The sequence below is a fragment of the Gordonia sp. CPCC 205515 genome (assembly GCF_048537925.1).
Classification (GTDB): domain Bacteria; phylum Actinomycetota; class Actinomycetes; order Mycobacteriales; family Mycobacteriaceae; genus Gordonia.
In genome coordinates this window covers 823,423-839,394 of sequence record NZ_JBCLVJ010000002.1, presented here as the reverse complement: position 1 = coordinate 839,394, position 15,972 = coordinate 823,423, and the positions used below count along the sequence as shown (strand labels likewise).

At 65.9% G+C, this 15,972-nt stretch carries 14 protein-coding genes; 2 read left to right on the top strand and 12 right to left on the bottom strand.

Features of this window, described 5'->3' with window-relative positions:
* Positions 1-57 precede the first annotated feature (57 nt).
* Positions 58-2,277, top strand: a complete 2,220-nt coding sequence (locus AAFP30_RS04220; RefSeq protein ID WP_419228559.1) for a GH92 family glycosyl hydrolase — start codon at positions 58-60, stop codon at positions 2,275-2,277.
* A gap of 125 nt (positions 2,278-2,402) precedes the next feature.
* Here the strand turns inward: AAFP30_RS04220 and AAFP30_RS04215 are convergent, their stop codons facing one another.
* Genes AAFP30_RS04215 through AAFP30_RS04200 form a run of 4 tightly spaced genes read right to left on the bottom strand, consistent with a single transcriptional unit; the run spans position 2,403 to position 6,233 of the window.
* Positions 2,403-3,152, bottom strand: coding sequence for a succinate dehydrogenase/fumarate reductase iron-sulfur subunit (locus AAFP30_RS04215; RefSeq protein ID WP_419228558.1), 750 nt, complete (start codon positions 3,150-3,152; stop codon positions 2,403-2,405).
* Position 3,153: 1 nt separating this feature from the next.
* The gene (locus AAFP30_RS04210; protein WP_419228557.1) at positions 3,154-5,082 is read right to left on the bottom strand and encodes a fumarate reductase/succinate dehydrogenase flavoprotein subunit; all 1,929 of its coding nucleotides are present in this window, start codon (positions 5,080-5,082) and stop codon (positions 3,154-3,156) included.
* Positions 5,083-5,115: 33 nt separating this feature from the next.
* On the bottom strand, positions 5,116-5,943 hold the full coding sequence (locus tag AAFP30_RS04205) for a hypothetical protein (RefSeq protein WP_419228556.1): 828 nt from the start codon (positions 5,941-5,943) through the stop codon (positions 5,116-5,118).
* Positions 5,940-6,233 (bottom strand): hypothetical protein, encoded by a 294-nt coding sequence (locus tag AAFP30_RS04200; protein WP_419228675.1) that lies wholly within the window; start codon positions 6,231-6,233, stop codon positions 5,940-5,942. The genes AAFP30_RS04205 and AAFP30_RS04200 overlap by 4 nt, the downstream gene beginning before the upstream one ends.
* A 140-nt stretch (positions 6,234-6,373) precedes the next feature.
* Between AAFP30_RS04200 and AAFP30_RS04195 the strand changes: the two genes are divergently transcribed.
* On the top strand, positions 6,374-7,906 hold the full coding sequence (locus tag AAFP30_RS04195; protein ID WP_419228555.1) for a carboxylesterase/lipase family protein: 1,533 nt from the start codon (positions 6,374-6,376) through the stop codon (positions 7,904-7,906).
* A gap of 14 nt (positions 7,907-7,920) precedes the next feature.
* Here the strand turns inward: AAFP30_RS04195 and AAFP30_RS04190 are convergent, their stop codons facing one another.
* The 8 genes from AAFP30_RS04190 to AAFP30_RS04155 form a co-directional block, all read right to left on the bottom strand.
* Positions 7,921-9,507, bottom strand: coding sequence for an HD domain-containing phosphohydrolase (locus AAFP30_RS04190; RefSeq protein WP_419228554.1), 1,587 nt, complete (start codon positions 9,505-9,507; stop codon positions 7,921-7,923).
* Positions 9,500-10,306, bottom strand: coding sequence for a methanethiol S-methyltransferase (gene mddA / locus AAFP30_RS04185; protein WP_419228553.1), 807 nt, complete (start codon positions 10,304-10,306; stop codon positions 9,500-9,502). Before mddA ends, AAFP30_RS04190 begins: the two co-directional genes overlap by 8 nt.
* Entirely contained in the window at positions 10,303-11,046 is a 744-nt protein-coding gene (locus AAFP30_RS04180; protein WP_419228552.1) for a hypothetical protein, read from the bottom strand. Before AAFP30_RS04180 ends, mddA begins: the two co-directional genes overlap by 4 nt.
* A 75-nt stretch (positions 11,047-11,121) precedes the next feature.
* The gene (locus AAFP30_RS04175) at positions 11,122-11,685 is read right to left on the bottom strand and encodes a hypothetical protein (protein ID WP_419228551.1); all 564 of its coding nucleotides are present in this window, start codon (positions 11,683-11,685) and stop codon (positions 11,122-11,124) included.
* A 42-nt stretch (positions 11,686-11,727) separates the two neighbouring features.
* Positions 11,728-12,552: an alpha/beta fold hydrolase gene (locus AAFP30_RS04170; RefSeq protein ID WP_419228550.1), complete on the bottom strand. Its 825-nt coding sequence runs from the start codon at positions 12,550-12,552 to the stop codon at positions 11,728-11,730.
* A gap of 123 nt (positions 12,553-12,675) precedes the next feature.
* The gene (locus tag AAFP30_RS04165) at positions 12,676-13,662 is read right to left on the bottom strand and encodes a GlxA family transcriptional regulator (RefSeq protein ID WP_419228549.1); all 987 of its coding nucleotides are present in this window, start codon (positions 13,660-13,662) and stop codon (positions 12,676-12,678) included.
* Positions 13,663-13,726: 64 nt separating this feature from the next.
* The gene (locus AAFP30_RS04160) at positions 13,727-14,347 is read right to left on the bottom strand and encodes a TetR/AcrR family transcriptional regulator (protein WP_419228548.1); all 621 of its coding nucleotides are present in this window, start codon (positions 14,345-14,347) and stop codon (positions 13,727-13,729) included.
* A 13-nt stretch (positions 14,348-14,360) separates the two neighbouring features.
* Positions 14,361-15,821 carry a purine-cytosine permease family protein gene (locus AAFP30_RS04155; protein WP_419228547.1) on the bottom strand — a complete coding sequence of 487 codons (1,461 nt, stop codon included), beginning with the start codon at positions 15,819-15,821 and terminating at the stop codon, positions 14,361-14,363.
* Positions 15,822-15,972 lie beyond the last annotated feature (151 nt).

Genomic DNA, 15,972 nt, shown 5'->3' with positions numbered 1-15,972 from the left:
TGCCGATCGCGCCCCGAAACTCTCAACTACCGACCACGATGTGCTATTGCTCGGACCATGAGCCTGCGCACCCACGTCAACGTCTTCCAGGGGACCGACAGCATCCCGGAGCTGTCGACCGGAAACACGCTGCCCATCGTCGCGGTGCCATTCGGCATGGCGCACTGGACACTTCAGACCCAGCGGCACGGCGGCTGGATGTTCAGCCCCCGCAACCCGAAGCTGCAAGGCGTGCGGTGTACCCACCAGCCAAGTCCATGGATGGGCGACTACGGATCGTTCGCGATACTGCCGCAGTCGGGACGACGCCTTTTGTCCGCCAGCCGTCGTGCGACAATCTGGCGACGCGACCACTCCACGGTGTCACCGGACTCGATGTCACTACGGCTGGCGGCCCGCGGCATCGACATCGATGTGGCACCCACGTCGCGGTGTGCGGTCATGCGTTTTCGCTTCCCCACCGACACCCAGCACCGGATCATCGTCGAATCCACCTGTGGTGAGACTCATCTGCGTGTTGAGCCGGACCGCCGGACGATCGTCGGGTTCACCCGCGGCAATTCCGGGGGCGTGCCTGACGGCTTCGCCCAGCACTTCGTGGCGGTGCTCGATCACGACATCGTCGACTGGGCGACGTTCCACGACGACGCCCTCGGGCCCGCGCAGACTCCGCGCACCGACGAAGGTCTGGGTCTGGTCGCCGAACTCGGTCCGGGTGCACGGGTTGTGACGATGCGGATCGCGACGTCGTTCATCGGCGAGGCGCAGGCGCGGATCACTCTCAAACGCGAGGTGGGTGGGCGTGATCTCGAGGCGGTGGCCGCCGACGCTGCGCACCTCTGGGACACGGCGCTCGATCAGATCGAGGTGGAGCCCGTCGACGACGGCGCCTCGGATCCGACCGCGACCATCGCCACCTTCGCGTCGTGCCTCTACCGCACCAAGCTCTTTCCGCGTGTCCTGCATGAGATGGACGCGCAGAACCGCACGATCCACTACAGCCCCTACGACGGAGAAGTGCATCCGGGGGTGCTCTACGCCGACACCGGCACGTGGGACACGTACCGCACCCAGTTTCCACTGCTCACGTTGCTTGACCCGGCGTTTGTCGGACAGGTGCTCCAGGGGTTCGTTCATGCCGGACAGGAGAGCGGGTGGCTGCCACAGTGGCCGTCGCCGGGGCATCGGGTATCGATGCCAGGTACGCATCTCGATGCCATCGTGGCTGACGCACTGGTCAAGGGCGTCAACGGTTTCGACGTCGATGCCGCATACCGGATGATGCTCCGGCACGCCGACGGACCGGCCGGCGAGAATGCTCCCGGCGGCGCAGGCCGTCGCGGCATCGAGGAGTACCTGCATCACGGCTGTCGCACCTCCGGTACGTGGGTGGCCGAGACCCTCGATTACGCCTACGACGATTGGGCCATCAGTGTCGTCGCCGACCGTCTCGGCGACGACACCACCCGCGATCGGATGTTGCGGCGAGCCACCAACTACCGCAACGTCTTCGACCCTGCCGTCGGATTCATGCGGGCCCGCGGACCGGACGGCACCTGGCGCGAACCCTTCGACGAGTTCGAGTGGGGTGGACCGTACTGCGAGGGCGGTGCGTGGCAGAGTTCGTGGGCGGTGCCGCATGATCCGGCGGGACTGGGTCGCCTGTTCGGCGGCAGCGCGGCGCTGGCCGCCAAGCTCGACGACATGCTGGCCACTCCCCCGTACTTCGCTGTCGGTTCCTACGGTCACGAAATCCACGAGATGACCGAGATGGCCGCCGCGAACCATGGCCAGTACGCTCATTCCAATCAGCCGGTACACAACGCGCTGTTCCTCTATCTTGCGGCGGGGCGACCGTGGCGAACCCAAACCGAGGTTCGGCGAGTACTGGAGACCATGTACTCGCCGGAGGGATTCCCGGGTGACGAGGACAACGGGGAGATGGCTGCGTGGTATGTGCTCGGTGCACTGGGCATCTACCCGCATTGTCCGGGTCGGCCGGAATGGGCGCTGGGGTCGCCGCTGATGCGTCGGACCACGGTGCATCTGCCGGGCGATCGTGATCTCGTGCTCGACGCCCCGGATAATTCAACGGATCGGCACTTCGTCGAATCGATGACGATCTCATCGCACCGAGCACAGTACCGAGAACTCGTTGTCCCCCATGCGACGCTCATCGCGGGGACAACTGTCCACTGGGGTATGTCGGATCGTCCACGCACGCAGATCGTTCCGGTCGACGCACGTCTCTCGTCGATGAGCGAGTATGTGGACTGAGTTTCGCGGCCCTTCGACACGCTCGCTCGGCTGGCGCCTCGCGTGCTGCTCAGGGAGCGGTGGGAAAGCGCGGCTGGCGCCTCGCGGGCTGCTCAGGGAGCGGTGGGAAAGCGCGGCTGGCGGTGTCACTGACGGCGGAAGAGCTTGTTCCCCAACCACACCAGCGGGTCGTAGTGGCGATCCACCACGCGTTCTTTCATCGGGATCAGTGCGTTGTCGGTGATCTTGATGTGCTCCGGGCACACCTCGGTGCAGCACTTGGTGATATTGCACAAGCCCAGCCCGTGTTCGGAGCGTGCCGAGTCACGTCGTTCGGCCACATCAAGGGGATGCATATCGAGCTCGGCTACACGCATCAAGAAGCGAGGTCCAGAGAAGTTCTGCTTGTTCTCCTCGTGGTCGCGGACGACATGGCAGGTGTCCTGGCAAAGGAAGCACTCAATGCACTTGCGGAACTCCTGCGACCGTTGCACGTCAACCTGTTTCATCCGGTACTCGCCCGGCTTCAGCCCCTCGGGCGGCGTGAACGACTGCACTTCACGGGCTTTCGCGTAGTTGAAGGAGACGTCGGTGACCAGGTCGCGGATCACCGGGAACGTGCGCATCGGGGTCACCGTGATGACCTCGTCCTCGGTGAACGTCGACATTCTGGTCATGCACAACAGCTTTGGGCGGCCGTTCACCTCCGCGGAACACGATCCACACTTGCCTGCCTTGCAGTTCCAGCGCACCGCAAGGTCGGGTGCCTGGGTTTGCTGCAGTCGGTGGATGATGTCGAGTACCACCTCGCCGTCGTTGGCGAGGACGGTGAAGTCCTGGAGGTCACCACCCTCGACGTCACCTCGCCACACCCGGAACTTCGCGTCGTAGCCCATATCAGTTCTCCTTGGTCCCCCCGGCGTCTGGATGACCGGCGATCTCACCGGCCGTGTAGTACTTCTCGATCTCGGAGAAATCGAACAGCTCCAACAGATCCGGGCGCATCGGCACCTGGTCCTCCTTGACGACGGTGACCTCCGGTACCGGTGAATCGTCACCGACGTCGGCGGTGCAGACGAGCAGGGTGTTGCGCCAGTTGGGGTCCATGTCGGGGTGGTCGTCACGGGTGTGACCGCCGCGGCTCTCGGTGCGCAGCAAAGCCGCCTTGGCCACACATTCGCAGACCAACAGCATGTTTCGCAGATCGACAGCCAGATGCCAGCCCGGGTTGAACTGTCGATGTCCTTCCACCTGCATGCCGGGCATCCGGCGGCGCATCTCCTCGAGATCACCGATCGCCTCGCTCACCTCCGCCTCCTTGCGGATGATGCCCACCAGGTCGTTCATGAACTGCTGCAGTTCCATGTGCAGGGTGTACGGATTCTCCGGCTTGCCTTCGGTCGGTGGGTCGAAGGGCGCCAACGCGAATGCCGCGGCCCGGTCGACGTCGTCCGGGGAGACCTGGGGCCGGTTGGCCAGCGATTCGACGTACGATGCCGCACCGAGGCCGGCACGCCGCCCGAACACCAGGAGGTCGGACAACGAGTTGCCGCCCAAGCGATTCGAGCCGTGCATCCCGCCGGAACATTCGCCGGCCGCGAACAGGCCGGGCACGCGTGAGGCACCGGTGTCCGGGTCGACCTCGATGCCTCCCATCACGTAGTGGCAGGTGGGTCCGACTTCCATGGGTTCGGCCGTGATGTCCACGTCGGCAAGTTCTTTGAACTGGTGATGCATGGACGGCAGCCGGCGGATGATCTCGTCGGCCGGCATGCGTGAGGCGATGTCGAGGTACACACCGCCGTGTTCGGTGCCGCGGCCGGCCTTGACCTCTTCGTTGATGGCCCGCGCCACCTCGTCGCGCGGCAGGAGATCCGGTGTGCGGCGGGCGCTGTCGTTGTCGGCGAGCCATTTGTCGGCCTCTTCCTCCGACTCGGCGTACTGTCCCTTGAACACCGGCGGAATGTAGTCGAACATGAACCGCTTGCCCTCGGTGTTCTTCAGAACGCCACCGTCACCGCGCACGCCCTCGGTCACCAAGATGCCCTTGACGCTGGGCGGCCACACCATGCCGGTCGGATGGAACTGGATGAACTCCATGTTGATCAGGCTGGCTCCGGCGCGCAGCGCGAGGGCATGTCCGTCGCCGGTGTACTCCCAGGAGTTCGACGTGACCTTGAACGACTTGCCGATACCGCCGGTCGCGAGCACCACGGCCGGCGCCTCGAACAGGACGAACCGTCCGGACTCGCGCCAGTAACCGAAGGCACCGGAGATCGCATCACCGTCCTTGAGGAGTTCGGTGATGGTGCATTCGGCGAACACCTTGATCCGTGATTCGTAATCACCGGTCTCGGCGTGATCCTCTTGCTGCAGCGAGACGATCTTCTGCTGCATGGTTCGGATCAGTTCCAGGCCCGTCCGGTCACCGACGTGCGCGAGCCGCGGATAGGTGTGGCCACCGAAGTTGCGCTGGGCAATTCGGCCGTCCTCGGTTCGATCGAACAGCGCGCCATAGGTTTCCAGCTCCCAGACCCGGTCCGGCGCCTCCTTGGCGTGCAGTTCGGCCATGCGCCAGTTGTTGAGGAACTTGCCACCGCGCATGGTGTCCTGGAAGTGCGTCTGCCAGTTGTCTTTCGAGTTGGCGTTGCCCATCGATGCGGCACAACCGCCCTCGGCCATCACGGTGTGTGCCTTGCCGAACAGCGACTTGCACACCACCGCGACCGAATAGCCCTTTTCGCGGGCCTCGATGACGGCCCGCAGACCGGCTCCGCCCGCACCGATGACCACGACGTCGTACTTGTGGCGTTCCGGTTCGGTCATGTAGTAGCAACCCCCACTGTGTAATTGATCGAATCAGCCGACGAATCGCAGGTCGGAGATCGTGTTACTGGCCACCAGCATGATGTAGAAGTCGGTGAGTACCAGCGTGCCGAGCGTTATCCAGGCGAACAGCATGTGCCGGGTGTTGAGCTTGGAGACCTGGGTCCAGATCCAGTACCGGACCGGATGGGCCGAGAAGTGCTTGAGGCGGCCACCGGTGACGTGCCGGCAGGAGTGACAGGAGACCGTGTAGGTCCACAGCAGCACTACGTTCACCACCAGGATCACGTTGCCCAGTCCGAAGCCGAACCCGCCGTCCTTACCGTGGAACGCGGTGATGGCGTCGTAGGTGTTGATCAACGAAACGATCACGGCGACATAGAAGAAGTACCGGTGCGCGTTCTGGATGATCAGCGGCAGGCGGGTCTCTCCCGTGTACCGACCGTGGGGTTCGGCCACCGCGCAGGCCGGCGGCGAGAACCAGAACGAGCGGTAGTAGGCCTTGCGGTAGTAGTAGCAGGTCAGGCGGAATCCCAGCAGGAACGGCAGCACGACGAACCCGAGTGGTATCCACATCGGGAGTTCGGGGAACGGCGTACCGAAATGACTCGATCCCGGGACGCACGAATCACTCAGACACGGCGAATAGAACGGCGTCAGGTAGTGATAATCCGCCACCCAATAAGCGCTGCGGACGAACGACCGCACCGTCGCATAGATGATGAACGCCGACAGACCGAGTGCAGTCAGCAGCGGCTGCAACCACCACCTGTCCACCCGAAGGGTGCGCGCGGCAATCCGCGCCCGACCCGGAGAAAAGACCCCGGTGCTCTCCCGCCGCTCAGAAGCGGGGGCACTCACTTGGTGCGCTCACGCGAATGAAAGCCCAGCCCTTCATCTTGCGCACCGAGCCACGCGGCCTCGTCTGATTTGCTGTCGGGAACGTAGACCACTTCGTCGTTCGGCAGCTTGACCTTGCGGAGTGGTGGTGGCGCGTGTTCGAAGTCGTGCAGATCGATCTCGAGTCGGTCGAGATCGTTGGTCATGCGGCGCACGGCATCGACATCCCCGTACTGCGATTTCAACGTCGCGATGTGGTGCCGCAGCACCTCGACGCTGCGATGGAGTTCCTTCATATCGGCGGCTGCCATGGCGTTCCCTCCGGGCTGTGTGACACTCACCACAGTACTGGCACGGCAGATCGAGTCAACGCTTTTGACCCAACGTGTCGAGTTGCCACGACCGGCAAAATCAGTTCCCACCTCTGCAACAGTGCAATAGGTTGGCGCACATGGTCGTGAACTCCTCGCCTGATCGTCATGAACACGATCCGGTGGTTCGCACCGCCGGCGGCAGCCTTGCGGGCACCTGGTCCGGCCCACTCGCCGTGTTCCGCGGAATCCGTTTTGCCGAGCCGCCCGTCGGCGAGCACCGATTTCGCGCGCCCGAGCCGGTGTCACGGTGGGATGGCGTCCGCCCGGCCACCGAGTTCGGCCCGCCTCCCCCACAGCCGGTCAGCTTCGTGGACACGGACATCGACGCCGATGCGACCGATTGGCTGACCCTCAACGTCTGGACCCCCGCCCTCGATCGGCGGTCGATGCTGCCGGTGATGGTGTGGCTGCCCGGTGGCGCGTACGTCGTCGGGGGTTCCGGATTCCCTGAGTACGACGGCGGGCACCTCACCGGACACGACGTCGTGGTCGTGACGGTGAATTATCGGCTCGGCTTCGAGGGGTTCGGGTGGATCGAGGGCGCGCCGGCCAACCGTGGACTCCTCGATCAGGTGGCCGCGTTGGCCTGGGTGCAGGAAAACATCCGGTCATTCGGCGGCGACCCGGACCGCGTCACCGTGTTCGGGCAGTCGGCGGGCGGCGGGTCGGTGGCCGCACTGCTGGCGACGCCACGTGCATCCGGTCTGTTTCGGCGGGCGATAGCCCAGAGCGTCCCCGGCACCTTTCTGACACCAGAACTGGCGGCCGACATCGCGACCGCCTTCGCCGACGAATTGAACAAACGCCCAACGGTATCCGATCTGACCCAGGTACCTCCGATGGATCTGGTGGCCGCCGGCGAGGCAGTCTCGGCCGCCATGGCCGCTCATAGTGCGCAGTGGGGTCAGATCACCCACCGGCCGATTCCGTTGGCGCCCATCGTCGACGGCGATGTACTACCGATGACACCGTGGGAAGCGTTGTCGCAGGGGCGCGGCCGCGACATCGATCTGCTTGTCGGGCACACCCGTGACGAGCATCGGCTGTTCAGTCTGCTCGACGGCGTGCTTGGCGAGGTCACCGCGGCGCAGACGGACAGCGCCTTGCGGGTACTCGCGCCCGGATCCGACGGGCCACAGCGCTTCCGAGAGTCGTTCCCCGCGGCGTCGGACGAGGAACTGTACGAATTGGTCAACGAGGACTGGCTGTTTCGCATGCCGAGCCGACATCTGGCGGACGCGCAGATCGCCGGTGGCGGACGCGCGTTCCTGTACGAGCTGACAATGGACGCACCGGGAATGGGAGGTGTGCTCGGCGCCTGCCACGGATTCGACGTGCCCCTGGTGTTCGGCAACCTCGACGCCGGGCGGCCGGCCATGCTGATCGGCGATCCCATCCCGCCGGCCGTCACCGAGCTGAGCGCACGGATGGGTGCAGCGTGGACGGCCTTTGCGGCGCACGGGGACCCGGGATGGCCCGCCTTTGATGTGGAGGCAGAGCTGACCCAGGTCTTCGACGCCGTTGCGGTAGTCACCCGGTATCCGGAGCAGGGGTCGCGGATGCTGTGGCAGGATCACCCATTCGCAGCGCTGCCGTTGCTGTCGCCCTGATCCCTTGGTGGTGCTCAGTCGACGTCGACCAGGCCGTTCTGCAGTGCATACAGACTCGCACCCACCCGGTTGGATACCCCGATCTTGGTGTATGTCCGTTCCACGTGGTTGCGTACGGTCTTCTCGCTCAACACAAGTCGTTCCGCGATCCGCCGGTTCGACATCCCCCGTGCGACGAGACCGAGGATCTCGATCTCCCGCGGGGTCAACGCATCGGTCCGGTGGGTCCGCGCGCGAATGTGACCGGCGGCCAGCAGAACCGCTTCGACGCATTCGGGATCGAGAGCACCGTCGTCGGCGCGTTTCGTCAGCCGCGCCGCAGCGTCGTCGGGCGACATCGGCTCGCGGTACGGCCGGGGCTCGAGGGCCGACTGGTAGGCGGTCGCCGCGGCGAGCACCCGCTCCGGGCGTCCGAGCGCGGCGCCCCCGATCCCGAGCGGGTAGCCGGAACCGTCGAGATGCTCGTGGTGGGTGCGGGCGATGGCCGCTACCCGTTCCAGTCCCGAAATGCGTTTCAGCACACGGTCGGTGAAGTACGGGTGCATCCGGACTCGTTCCCATTCGGCGCCGGTCAGGTCACCGGCTTTCGACCACACCTGGTTAGAGATGCCGATCCGGCCGACGTCGTGCAGATGCCCCGCCCACCGCAGGTACTCACGGTCGGCAGGCGGCAGCCCGAGTCGCCCGGCCGCGGACTCGGCGAGGGTCGCGACATTGCGCGAATGCCCCAGCGCGAATGGACATTTGAGATCGGCGAAGTCGCCGATGGCGGTCAGTGTCCGGTCCAGTCCTCCGCTATCGAGTCGGATCTCGGCGTCTGGGGCAAGAGCGATGGCTTGTTCCCACGGATCTGCCTCGACGCCCGGGAACAGCTGGTCGGGTGCGGCCGCGAACACGTCGACGAGGGCCGGGTCGAAATGACCGCCTCGTCGGCTGCGCGCCATGGCGACCGCACCCTCGAGCCCATACATCCGCTGGTGCACCTCGATCATGTCGGCGAGCTGGGCGACCCGCATCTCGATCGGTATCGCCGGACCCGGTACACCGTCGGGTAGCCCGTCACCGTCGTACCGTTCAAAAGCGAAGCCGATTGCGTGCTCGACATCCGCACCAAAGCCGATGTGCCGCGCCAGGGCCGCCGCCGACAGACAATGCGAGTGAACCAGTGCCCGCAACTGACCGCGCGCGTCGCGGAACAGGGATGCCATCGTCTTGGCGCGCCGACCGATGGGCTCGCCGCGGGCGACGTTGCCGACGAGGAACCGCAGCAGCGGCAAGCCGGACTGGTCTATCAGGTAGAGGTCGCGCCGGACCGCGATGTCGTCGCCGAACCAGCGCGTGTATTCCTGGGAATCCGCGTGGCAGCCGATCCACATCACCAGGGTCGTGTAGTAGACGGTGGCGCGCTGGGCGGCGGTGAGCCCGATCCGGTCGGACAGCCGGCACGCGATGACGGCGGCGCGCAGCATGTGTTCGGCCGGTTGGCCGAGCCCGAGGTCGATCGCCACCGACAACCCGGCGAGGACCTCGACGCGTCGTGGTAGCGGGGATCGCCCGGACGTCACCGTCTCATTGTCGCGCGCCGAGCCGTCGTCAGCCATGGCGGCGCAGACCCGGCACCAACATGGGCACCCGCCGCCGGTAGGCCGCGTAGTCATCGCCGAATGCCCGCATCAGGTCACGTTCCTCGAGTTGGATGCCGATGAGGATGAAACCCGGGGTGGCGACGGCGAACAGCAGATGTCCGACGGTCATTGTCGGCGCCACCCAGAACGCGATCAGGAAGCCGAGATAGATCGGATGTCGCACCAGCCCGTACCAGAGTGGGGTGACGAACCGGTACGCCGGAAGCGTGCGTCGGCGTGCGTTGGCCACGACCTGACGGAGCCCGAACAGGTCGAAGTGATCGATGAGGAAGGTCGACGCGAGCACCAGCAACCATCCGCCGAGGGAGATCGCGATCAACACTGCGCGCGCCACGTCGCCCGGCACCTCCCAGACGCTGGCGGTGATCGGATGCCACCACCACATCAACGCGGCGAGACAGACAGTGGCCGCCAGCACGAAGGTGCTCCGCTCGACCGGTTGCGGCACGATGCGAGTCCACCATCGCTTGAATCCGGCGCGGGCCATCACGCTGTGCTGTACCGCGAACACGGTCAGCAGCACGAGGTTCACCAGGATCGCCACCCAGACCGACGTGACGGGACCACCATCGTCGATGGTCCGCGGCACCAGGTCGACGCCACCGACGACGATGTGGGCGTTCTCGACAAATGCGATGGCCCAGAGGAAAACCACCAGGAACAGCACGTAGGTGCAGATCCCGTAGCCGAGTGCGGCCGCCCTCGCGGTGTTCCGGGTGGCCGCGGTGTGCTCGGTGCGCTCGGCGGTGCTCATCGGGTCACCGCCGGTTCGCGACGTGCAGTCTTCCCGGTGGCTGCCGCCCAGTCAGGCGTGAAACGTGCTGTGCCCACAAAGAAGACGCCTCGTTGCGGGAGCCACAAGTCGCCGAGCCGGATTTGGCGGTGCAGACCGGCCGGGGTGCCGATGTCAATGCCGCCGATGGTCGCGGTGCTTGACGCCACCCGATACACCACTCTGGGTTGAGCCTGGAACCACTGGCTGTTAGGCGTTGTGCCGCACAACCGAATCCGTCCGGCACCGAGCAGCGTGCTCGCCATCGGGCCCATCGACTTCAGCAGTGCGTTGTCGTCCCAGGCTGCGGCGGGCAGCGCGCTCCCCATCGAGCTCATCAGCCGGGTGGCGGGTGATGGCGTGAGGACGAGGCGCCAGCGGATGGTGTCGCCGAGGGTCACCTCGAACTCGTGATCCCCGGTCCAGGAGACGTCGATCGGTTGCCGATCGACGACGGCTCCGGCGCCGAAGTATCGCGGACAACTCCGATCAGGATCGACCGATGTGTGAATGGTCCACTGGCTCTGCGGGTCTCGATGCCAGATGCTTCGATAGGGCGGACCCACCGAACTCGCGACCATATCGCGTAGGGCGAGGTAGTGACCCGAGGAGAACGGGATACCCATGATGCCGTAGCCGGCGAAACGATCGCCGTTGTCGTCGTCGAGGGTGCGGTGCGCGCGGAGTGCGGAGACCGCCTGTCGTGGGGTGTGCGTGTTCATGCCCTCAGTGTTGGCGGAAATCATCCTCCGCCGCGTGGGGCATCGGCCTCACAATTGGCCGCCTGCCAGCGCGACCTATGACTTCGTCAGCGGCTCGAAGACCCGGCTGTCGGGAACGGCCGGATCGACGAGTTCGGTGTCGAACCTGCCGGTGAGCAGATCGACGATGAACGCGGCGACACCGCCCCGGTGATACAGCCACAGCGACGCGAGATCGGTGTAGAGCACCGGCCAGTCATCAGGATCGCCGCCGACCTGATGCCAATATCCATAGGCCCCACTCGAGCCGCCTCCCCACGCACCGAAGGCGAGTGGGTCGGGTCCGAGGTCGACCGGCTGTCGCCGACCGTCGGACTCGATCCACTGCCATCCACCGTCTGCGACCCAGTCCCGCGAGTCCAGTAGTTCCCGGTATGCGGGCGCGGTGTTGTCGAACAGATCCTCGCCGCCCCGGCCACCGGGCACCCAGACGGCGACCTCGCCGGCGAACAGTCCGGCGCCGTAGGCTTCGACGATGCGTCGGTAGTCCTCGGGCGGCGTGAATGACAGGTGTTCGGCGACCTCGGCCCAGTCGGGCGACGCACCGTGGTTCGGGGGCGGCACCAACTGGCGTAGTTTGCTGAACGCACTGCTGGTCACGCGGGAAGTCTATGCGGAACCGCGTCCGCCAGACTCCTTCGTTCAGGCCCGGAAGAACTCGAGCAGGTCGGCGTTGATGGTGGCGGCTTCGGTGGTGGGCATGCCGTGCGGGAAACCGGGGTAGGTCTTCAGCGTGCTGTTCGGCAGCAACTCGGCCGAGCGCACTCCGGTGTTCTGGTACGGCACCACCTGGTCATCTTCCCCGTGCAGCACGAGCGACGGAATGGTCACCTTCTTCAGGTCGTCGGTGAAGTCGGTCTGCGAGAACGCGACCACGCCGTCGTGGTGTGCCTTGGCGCCACCCATCATGCCCTGCCGCCACCAGTTGGCGATGACGCCTTCCGACGGCTCGGCGCCGTCCCGGTTGTAGCCGTAGAAGGGTCCTTCGGCGAAGGTCCGGAAGAAGTCGGAGCGGCGGGTGGCCACCTGCACTTGGATGTCGTCGAAGGCCTCCTTCGGGATGCCGTCGGGATTCGCATCGGTCTGCACCATGATCGGCGGCACCGAACTGATCAGCACCGCTTTGGCCGCGCGGTCCTGCCCGTGCCGGGCGAGATAGTGCACCACCTCGCCGCCACCGGTCGAGTGGCCGACGTGGATCGCGTCGGTCAGGTCGAGGTGTTCGACGACGGCCGCGAGATCGTCGGCGTAATGATCCATGTCGTGTCCGTCGGCGACCTGTGCCGATCGGCCGTGGCCACGTCGGTCATGGGCGACGACGCGGTAGCCGTGCTGCAGGAAGAACATCATCTGCGCGTCCCAGTCGTCGGACGACAGGGGCCAGCCGTGACTGAACACGATCGGTTGGCCCGACCCCCAGTCCTTGTAGAAGATCTCGACGCCGTCGGCAGTGGTGATGGTGGGCATGTCGCTCCTCGCTGCGGTGGTAACCGGTTGGCCTACACCATCATTCTGCGGACCGCGATGCCGTCGTGGTCCCACTCAGTGCGCCAGGAACACCCCCATTTGGGACATCCACGCCCGGCCGGGTCACACGGCGACGGCTCGGGTCGAGGAGAACCGCTGCTGGTATTTGCGCGGCGAGATGCCGATGCGTGCGACGAACGCCCGGCGCATCACCTCCGCACTGCCATAGCCTGCGGCCTGGGCCGCCTCGGCGACCGTGAATCCGGCGTGCAAGGTGTCGCGGGCGCGTTCGAAGCGGGCGTCGGCGACATACCCTGCCGGAGTGGTACCGAGTTCGTCACGGAACAGTCGGGTCAGTTGTCGCGCACTGACATTCACATGTGCAGCGATGCCCGACACCGAATGCGGCTCCTGCAGGTTGCCGTCAATGTGGTCAGTTGCCTTGCGTACCAACCTGGTTCGGGGAGCGGGACCGGTCAGCGAAGCGGAGAACTGGGACTGCCCGCCGCCGCGCTGCATGTACACGAGCAACCCCTGCGCGGTCCGGCGTGCGACCTCGGCGCCGTGGTCCTCCTCGAGCAACGCAAGACTCAGGTCGATCCCGGCAACCACCCCGGCGGAACTGTACACACTGCCGTCCCGGACGTAGATGGCGTCGGCATCGACCCGGATCTCGGGATAGCGGTGCGCGAGATCGGCGGTGAACTTCCAGTGGGTCGTGGCCGTCCGCCCATCGAGCAGACCCGCGGCGGCGAGCACGAAAGAGCCGGTGCACACCGACGCCAGCCGACGGGTGCGGGTGGCGAGGTCGCCGACGGCGGCCACGAGTTCGGGCGTCACGAACAGTGGCGGAGCGATCTCGCTGCCGGCGACCAGGACCGTGTCGAATCGGCCGGAGCCGGTCACCGGTTGTGTGCTCACCCGCACCCCGACCGAGGTCGTCACGTCACCGCCGGTCGGCGACATGACCACGACCTCATAGTCGCCGCCGAACTGATTGGCTTCGACGAACACCTCGGCCGGCCCGGAGAAGTCGAGAATCTTGACGCCGTCGAAGACGACGATCCCGATCCGTCGTCGTGGCACCGTGGACGGCTGCGCGATCTGCATGGCACGAATCTATGTGCCGGTCTGGGTGTGCGCACGATCGGCACGTACCCGCACCGGTGTCAGGTCACTGCAGGGTGCCGCGCTCGAGCCCCAACTCGTTCTCCATCGCGCGGCAGACGAGTCGCCCGCGATCGGGGGCGCCGGCGTAATGCACGAGCGCGTGGGAGTTGACGCCGTCGATCATGCCGAGGAACTGCCAGGCGACGTCGGCGGCAACATCGGTGGTGAACTCACCGCCGTCGACGCCCTCGTCGATGATGCCGGCCACGAGTAGCTGCCAGCGGTCCATCACCGCGCGCACCGCCGCGGCCAGGGGCTCGTTGGTGCGGCCGAGGCTGAAGGCGTCGGCCCACACCGTCGTCACGTCGTCGCGGGCGGGTTCGAGCAGGGTCGCGATCAGCTGCCGCAGCTTGTCGGTGGCGGTCTCCGCGTCTGCGACGAGCGTGGTGATCTCGTCGACCTCCGCAATGGTGATCGACGAAAAGGTTCGCGCCACAAGCTCTTCCATACTCGGCTCATAGTGGGCCACGAGCGCGGAGGCAACGCCGATACGCGCGGCGACCGCACGCAGCGTCAGCGCGGGCAGTCCTTCGGCCAGCGCGAGGTCGCGCGCGGACGACCGGATCTCCTCGGCCCGCTCCTCCGCCGACTTGCGGGTGCGTACGCCACCGCTTGCCTTGCTCATGCCACAACTCGACTCATACCGCGCCTGCCGTCTCCAGGTCGACGAGCACCGGAGCGTCGGACACGTCGACGTGGTTGCGCGAAAACATCACGAAGCGAAGGTAGACGATCGCGGCCGCCAGACCGGATCCGATCGCGCTCGGGTCGATGCCACCGAGGATGTTCGCCAGCGGACCGGAGTAGAGATCGGTATGCACCCCGAGCAGTCCGACGATCGATCCGACGATCCATGCCGTCACCGCGGCCCGATTCCAGCCCGCACTGAACCAGTACCGTCCACCGCGGCGGCCCTGGGCGAACGCCTGCAGGTCGTACGGATCGTAGAAGCGGGTGCGCAGGGCACCGATGACGAGCACGATCGCCCACGGGGTGGTGAATGCGTTGAGGATGACGGTCGCCGAGGTGATCGCGTCGACGGCGTTGACGACGAAGACACCGACGTAGAGCAACGCCACCGAGACTGCGGCCGCGAGCGCCGTGGTGTGCACGCGCCGCAGGCGCGGGAAGAAGGTCTCGAGGTCGAGGCCGGTGGCGTAGATGCACATCACGCCCTGGCCGAAGCCGCCGAAGACCGACACGAGCAGGATCGGTAGCAGGTACCAGAACGGCGACGACGCCACGAGGTCGCTCATGAATTCGCCGGTGTTCACCGACATCGCGGATCCGGCGAACGCGCCGAGGATCGCCGGCAACAGCGTGCCGAGCATCAGGGCGGCAAACAAGGCCCAGCGGATCGAGGCGTCGGAGTAGCGCTGGATCGAGATGCGTCGGGTGTAGTCACCGATGATCGGGGCGTAGGAGATGGGACCGGCGGTCGCGAGCACCATCGACAGGATGAAGGTCGGCCAGTAACTGCCGACGGCGTACTCGCCCGTGGTGAAATGCGGGTCGAAGCTGCCGCCGAAGGCGACGAAGCCGAGCACAAGGACCACTCCGGCGATCGGGATGATGAACTTCTGCATCGCGACGATGGTCGCGTGCCCGAACAGGGCGACCACCACGACCAGCACCGACACCAGCGCGTATCCGGTGGCCAGCGTGGCGTCGTTCTGCGGCAGTCCGACCAGGCGATGCGCCGCGGCGACCAGGGCGTCGCCGCTGGTCCACACCGTGACCGCGGCGAACACGATCGCGATGATCAGCGAAAGTCCCGATCCGATGAGCCGGCCCCGGATGCCGAAGAACGCGCCACTCGAGACGGTCATGTTCGTCCCCGTGCGCGGTGAGATGCCGACGAGCGGGAGCACCACCAGGGTGCCGATGAGCGTGCCGAGGATCGTGGACGCCGCCGCTCCCCAGAAGTCGAGGCCGAACTGGATCGCCACCCAGCCGTACACCGCGCAGGTCCAACCGAAGTTGCCTCCGGTGAACACGGCGAACAGGTTGCGCGGGCTCGAATCACGTTTGCGTTCCGGCAGATAGTCGACGCCGGCCTCTTCGACGTGACCGATGCGGTCGGTGGGGTCAGTGGTCAAGGCGGTGCTCCTCTTCAACGGCAACCGAGCGTTGATTCCCGGGTGTGTGACAGCGATCATGCGCGCTCTTGATCACACGGTCAATAGCTTTTGATCAATTGGTCAATAATTTCCTCGAAACCCTTGACCCGCCGGCTTCGACGACCTAGTG

Bases quoted from the DNA above. Each gene is read 5' to 3' on its own strand.
- AAFP30_RS04220 (WP_419228559.1), top strand. From the start codon at position 58: ATGAGCCTGCGCACCCACGTCAACGTCTTCCAGGGGACCGACAGCATC.
- AAFP30_RS04215 (WP_419228558.1), bottom strand. From the start codon at position 3,152: ATGGGCTACGACGCGAAGTTCCGGGTGTGGCGAGGTGACGTCGAGGGT.
- AAFP30_RS04210 (WP_419228557.1), bottom strand. From the start codon at position 5,082: ATGACCGAACCGGAACGCCACAAGTACGACGTCGTGGTCATCGGTGCG.
- AAFP30_RS04200 (WP_419228675.1), bottom strand. From the start codon at position 6,233: ATGGCAGCCGCCGATATGAAGGAACTCCATCGCAGCGTCGAGGTGCTG.
- AAFP30_RS04195 (WP_419228555.1), top strand. From the start codon at position 6,374: ATGGTCGTGAACTCCTCGCCTGATCGTCATGAACACGATCCGGTGGTT.
- AAFP30_RS04190 (WP_419228554.1), bottom strand. From the start codon at position 9,507: ATGGCTGACGACGGCTCGGCGCGCGACAATGAGACGGTGACGTCCGGG.
- mddA (WP_419228553.1), bottom strand. From the start codon at position 10,306: ATGAGCACCGCCGAGCGCACCGAGCACACCGCGGCCACCCGGAACACC.
- AAFP30_RS04180 (WP_419228552.1), bottom strand. From the start codon at position 11,046: ATGAACACGCACACCCCACGACAGGCGGTCTCCGCACTCCGCGCGCAC.
- AAFP30_RS04170 (WP_419228550.1), bottom strand. From the start codon at position 12,552: ATGCCCACCATCACCACTGCCGACGGCGTCGAGATCTTCTACAAGGAC.
- AAFP30_RS04165 (WP_419228549.1), bottom strand. From the start codon at position 13,662: ATGCAGATCGCGCAGCCGTCCACGGTGCCACGACGACGGATCGGGATC.
- AAFP30_RS04160 (WP_419228548.1), bottom strand. From the start codon at position 14,347: ATGAGCAAGGCAAGCGGTGGCGTACGCACCCGCAAGTCGGCGGAGGAG.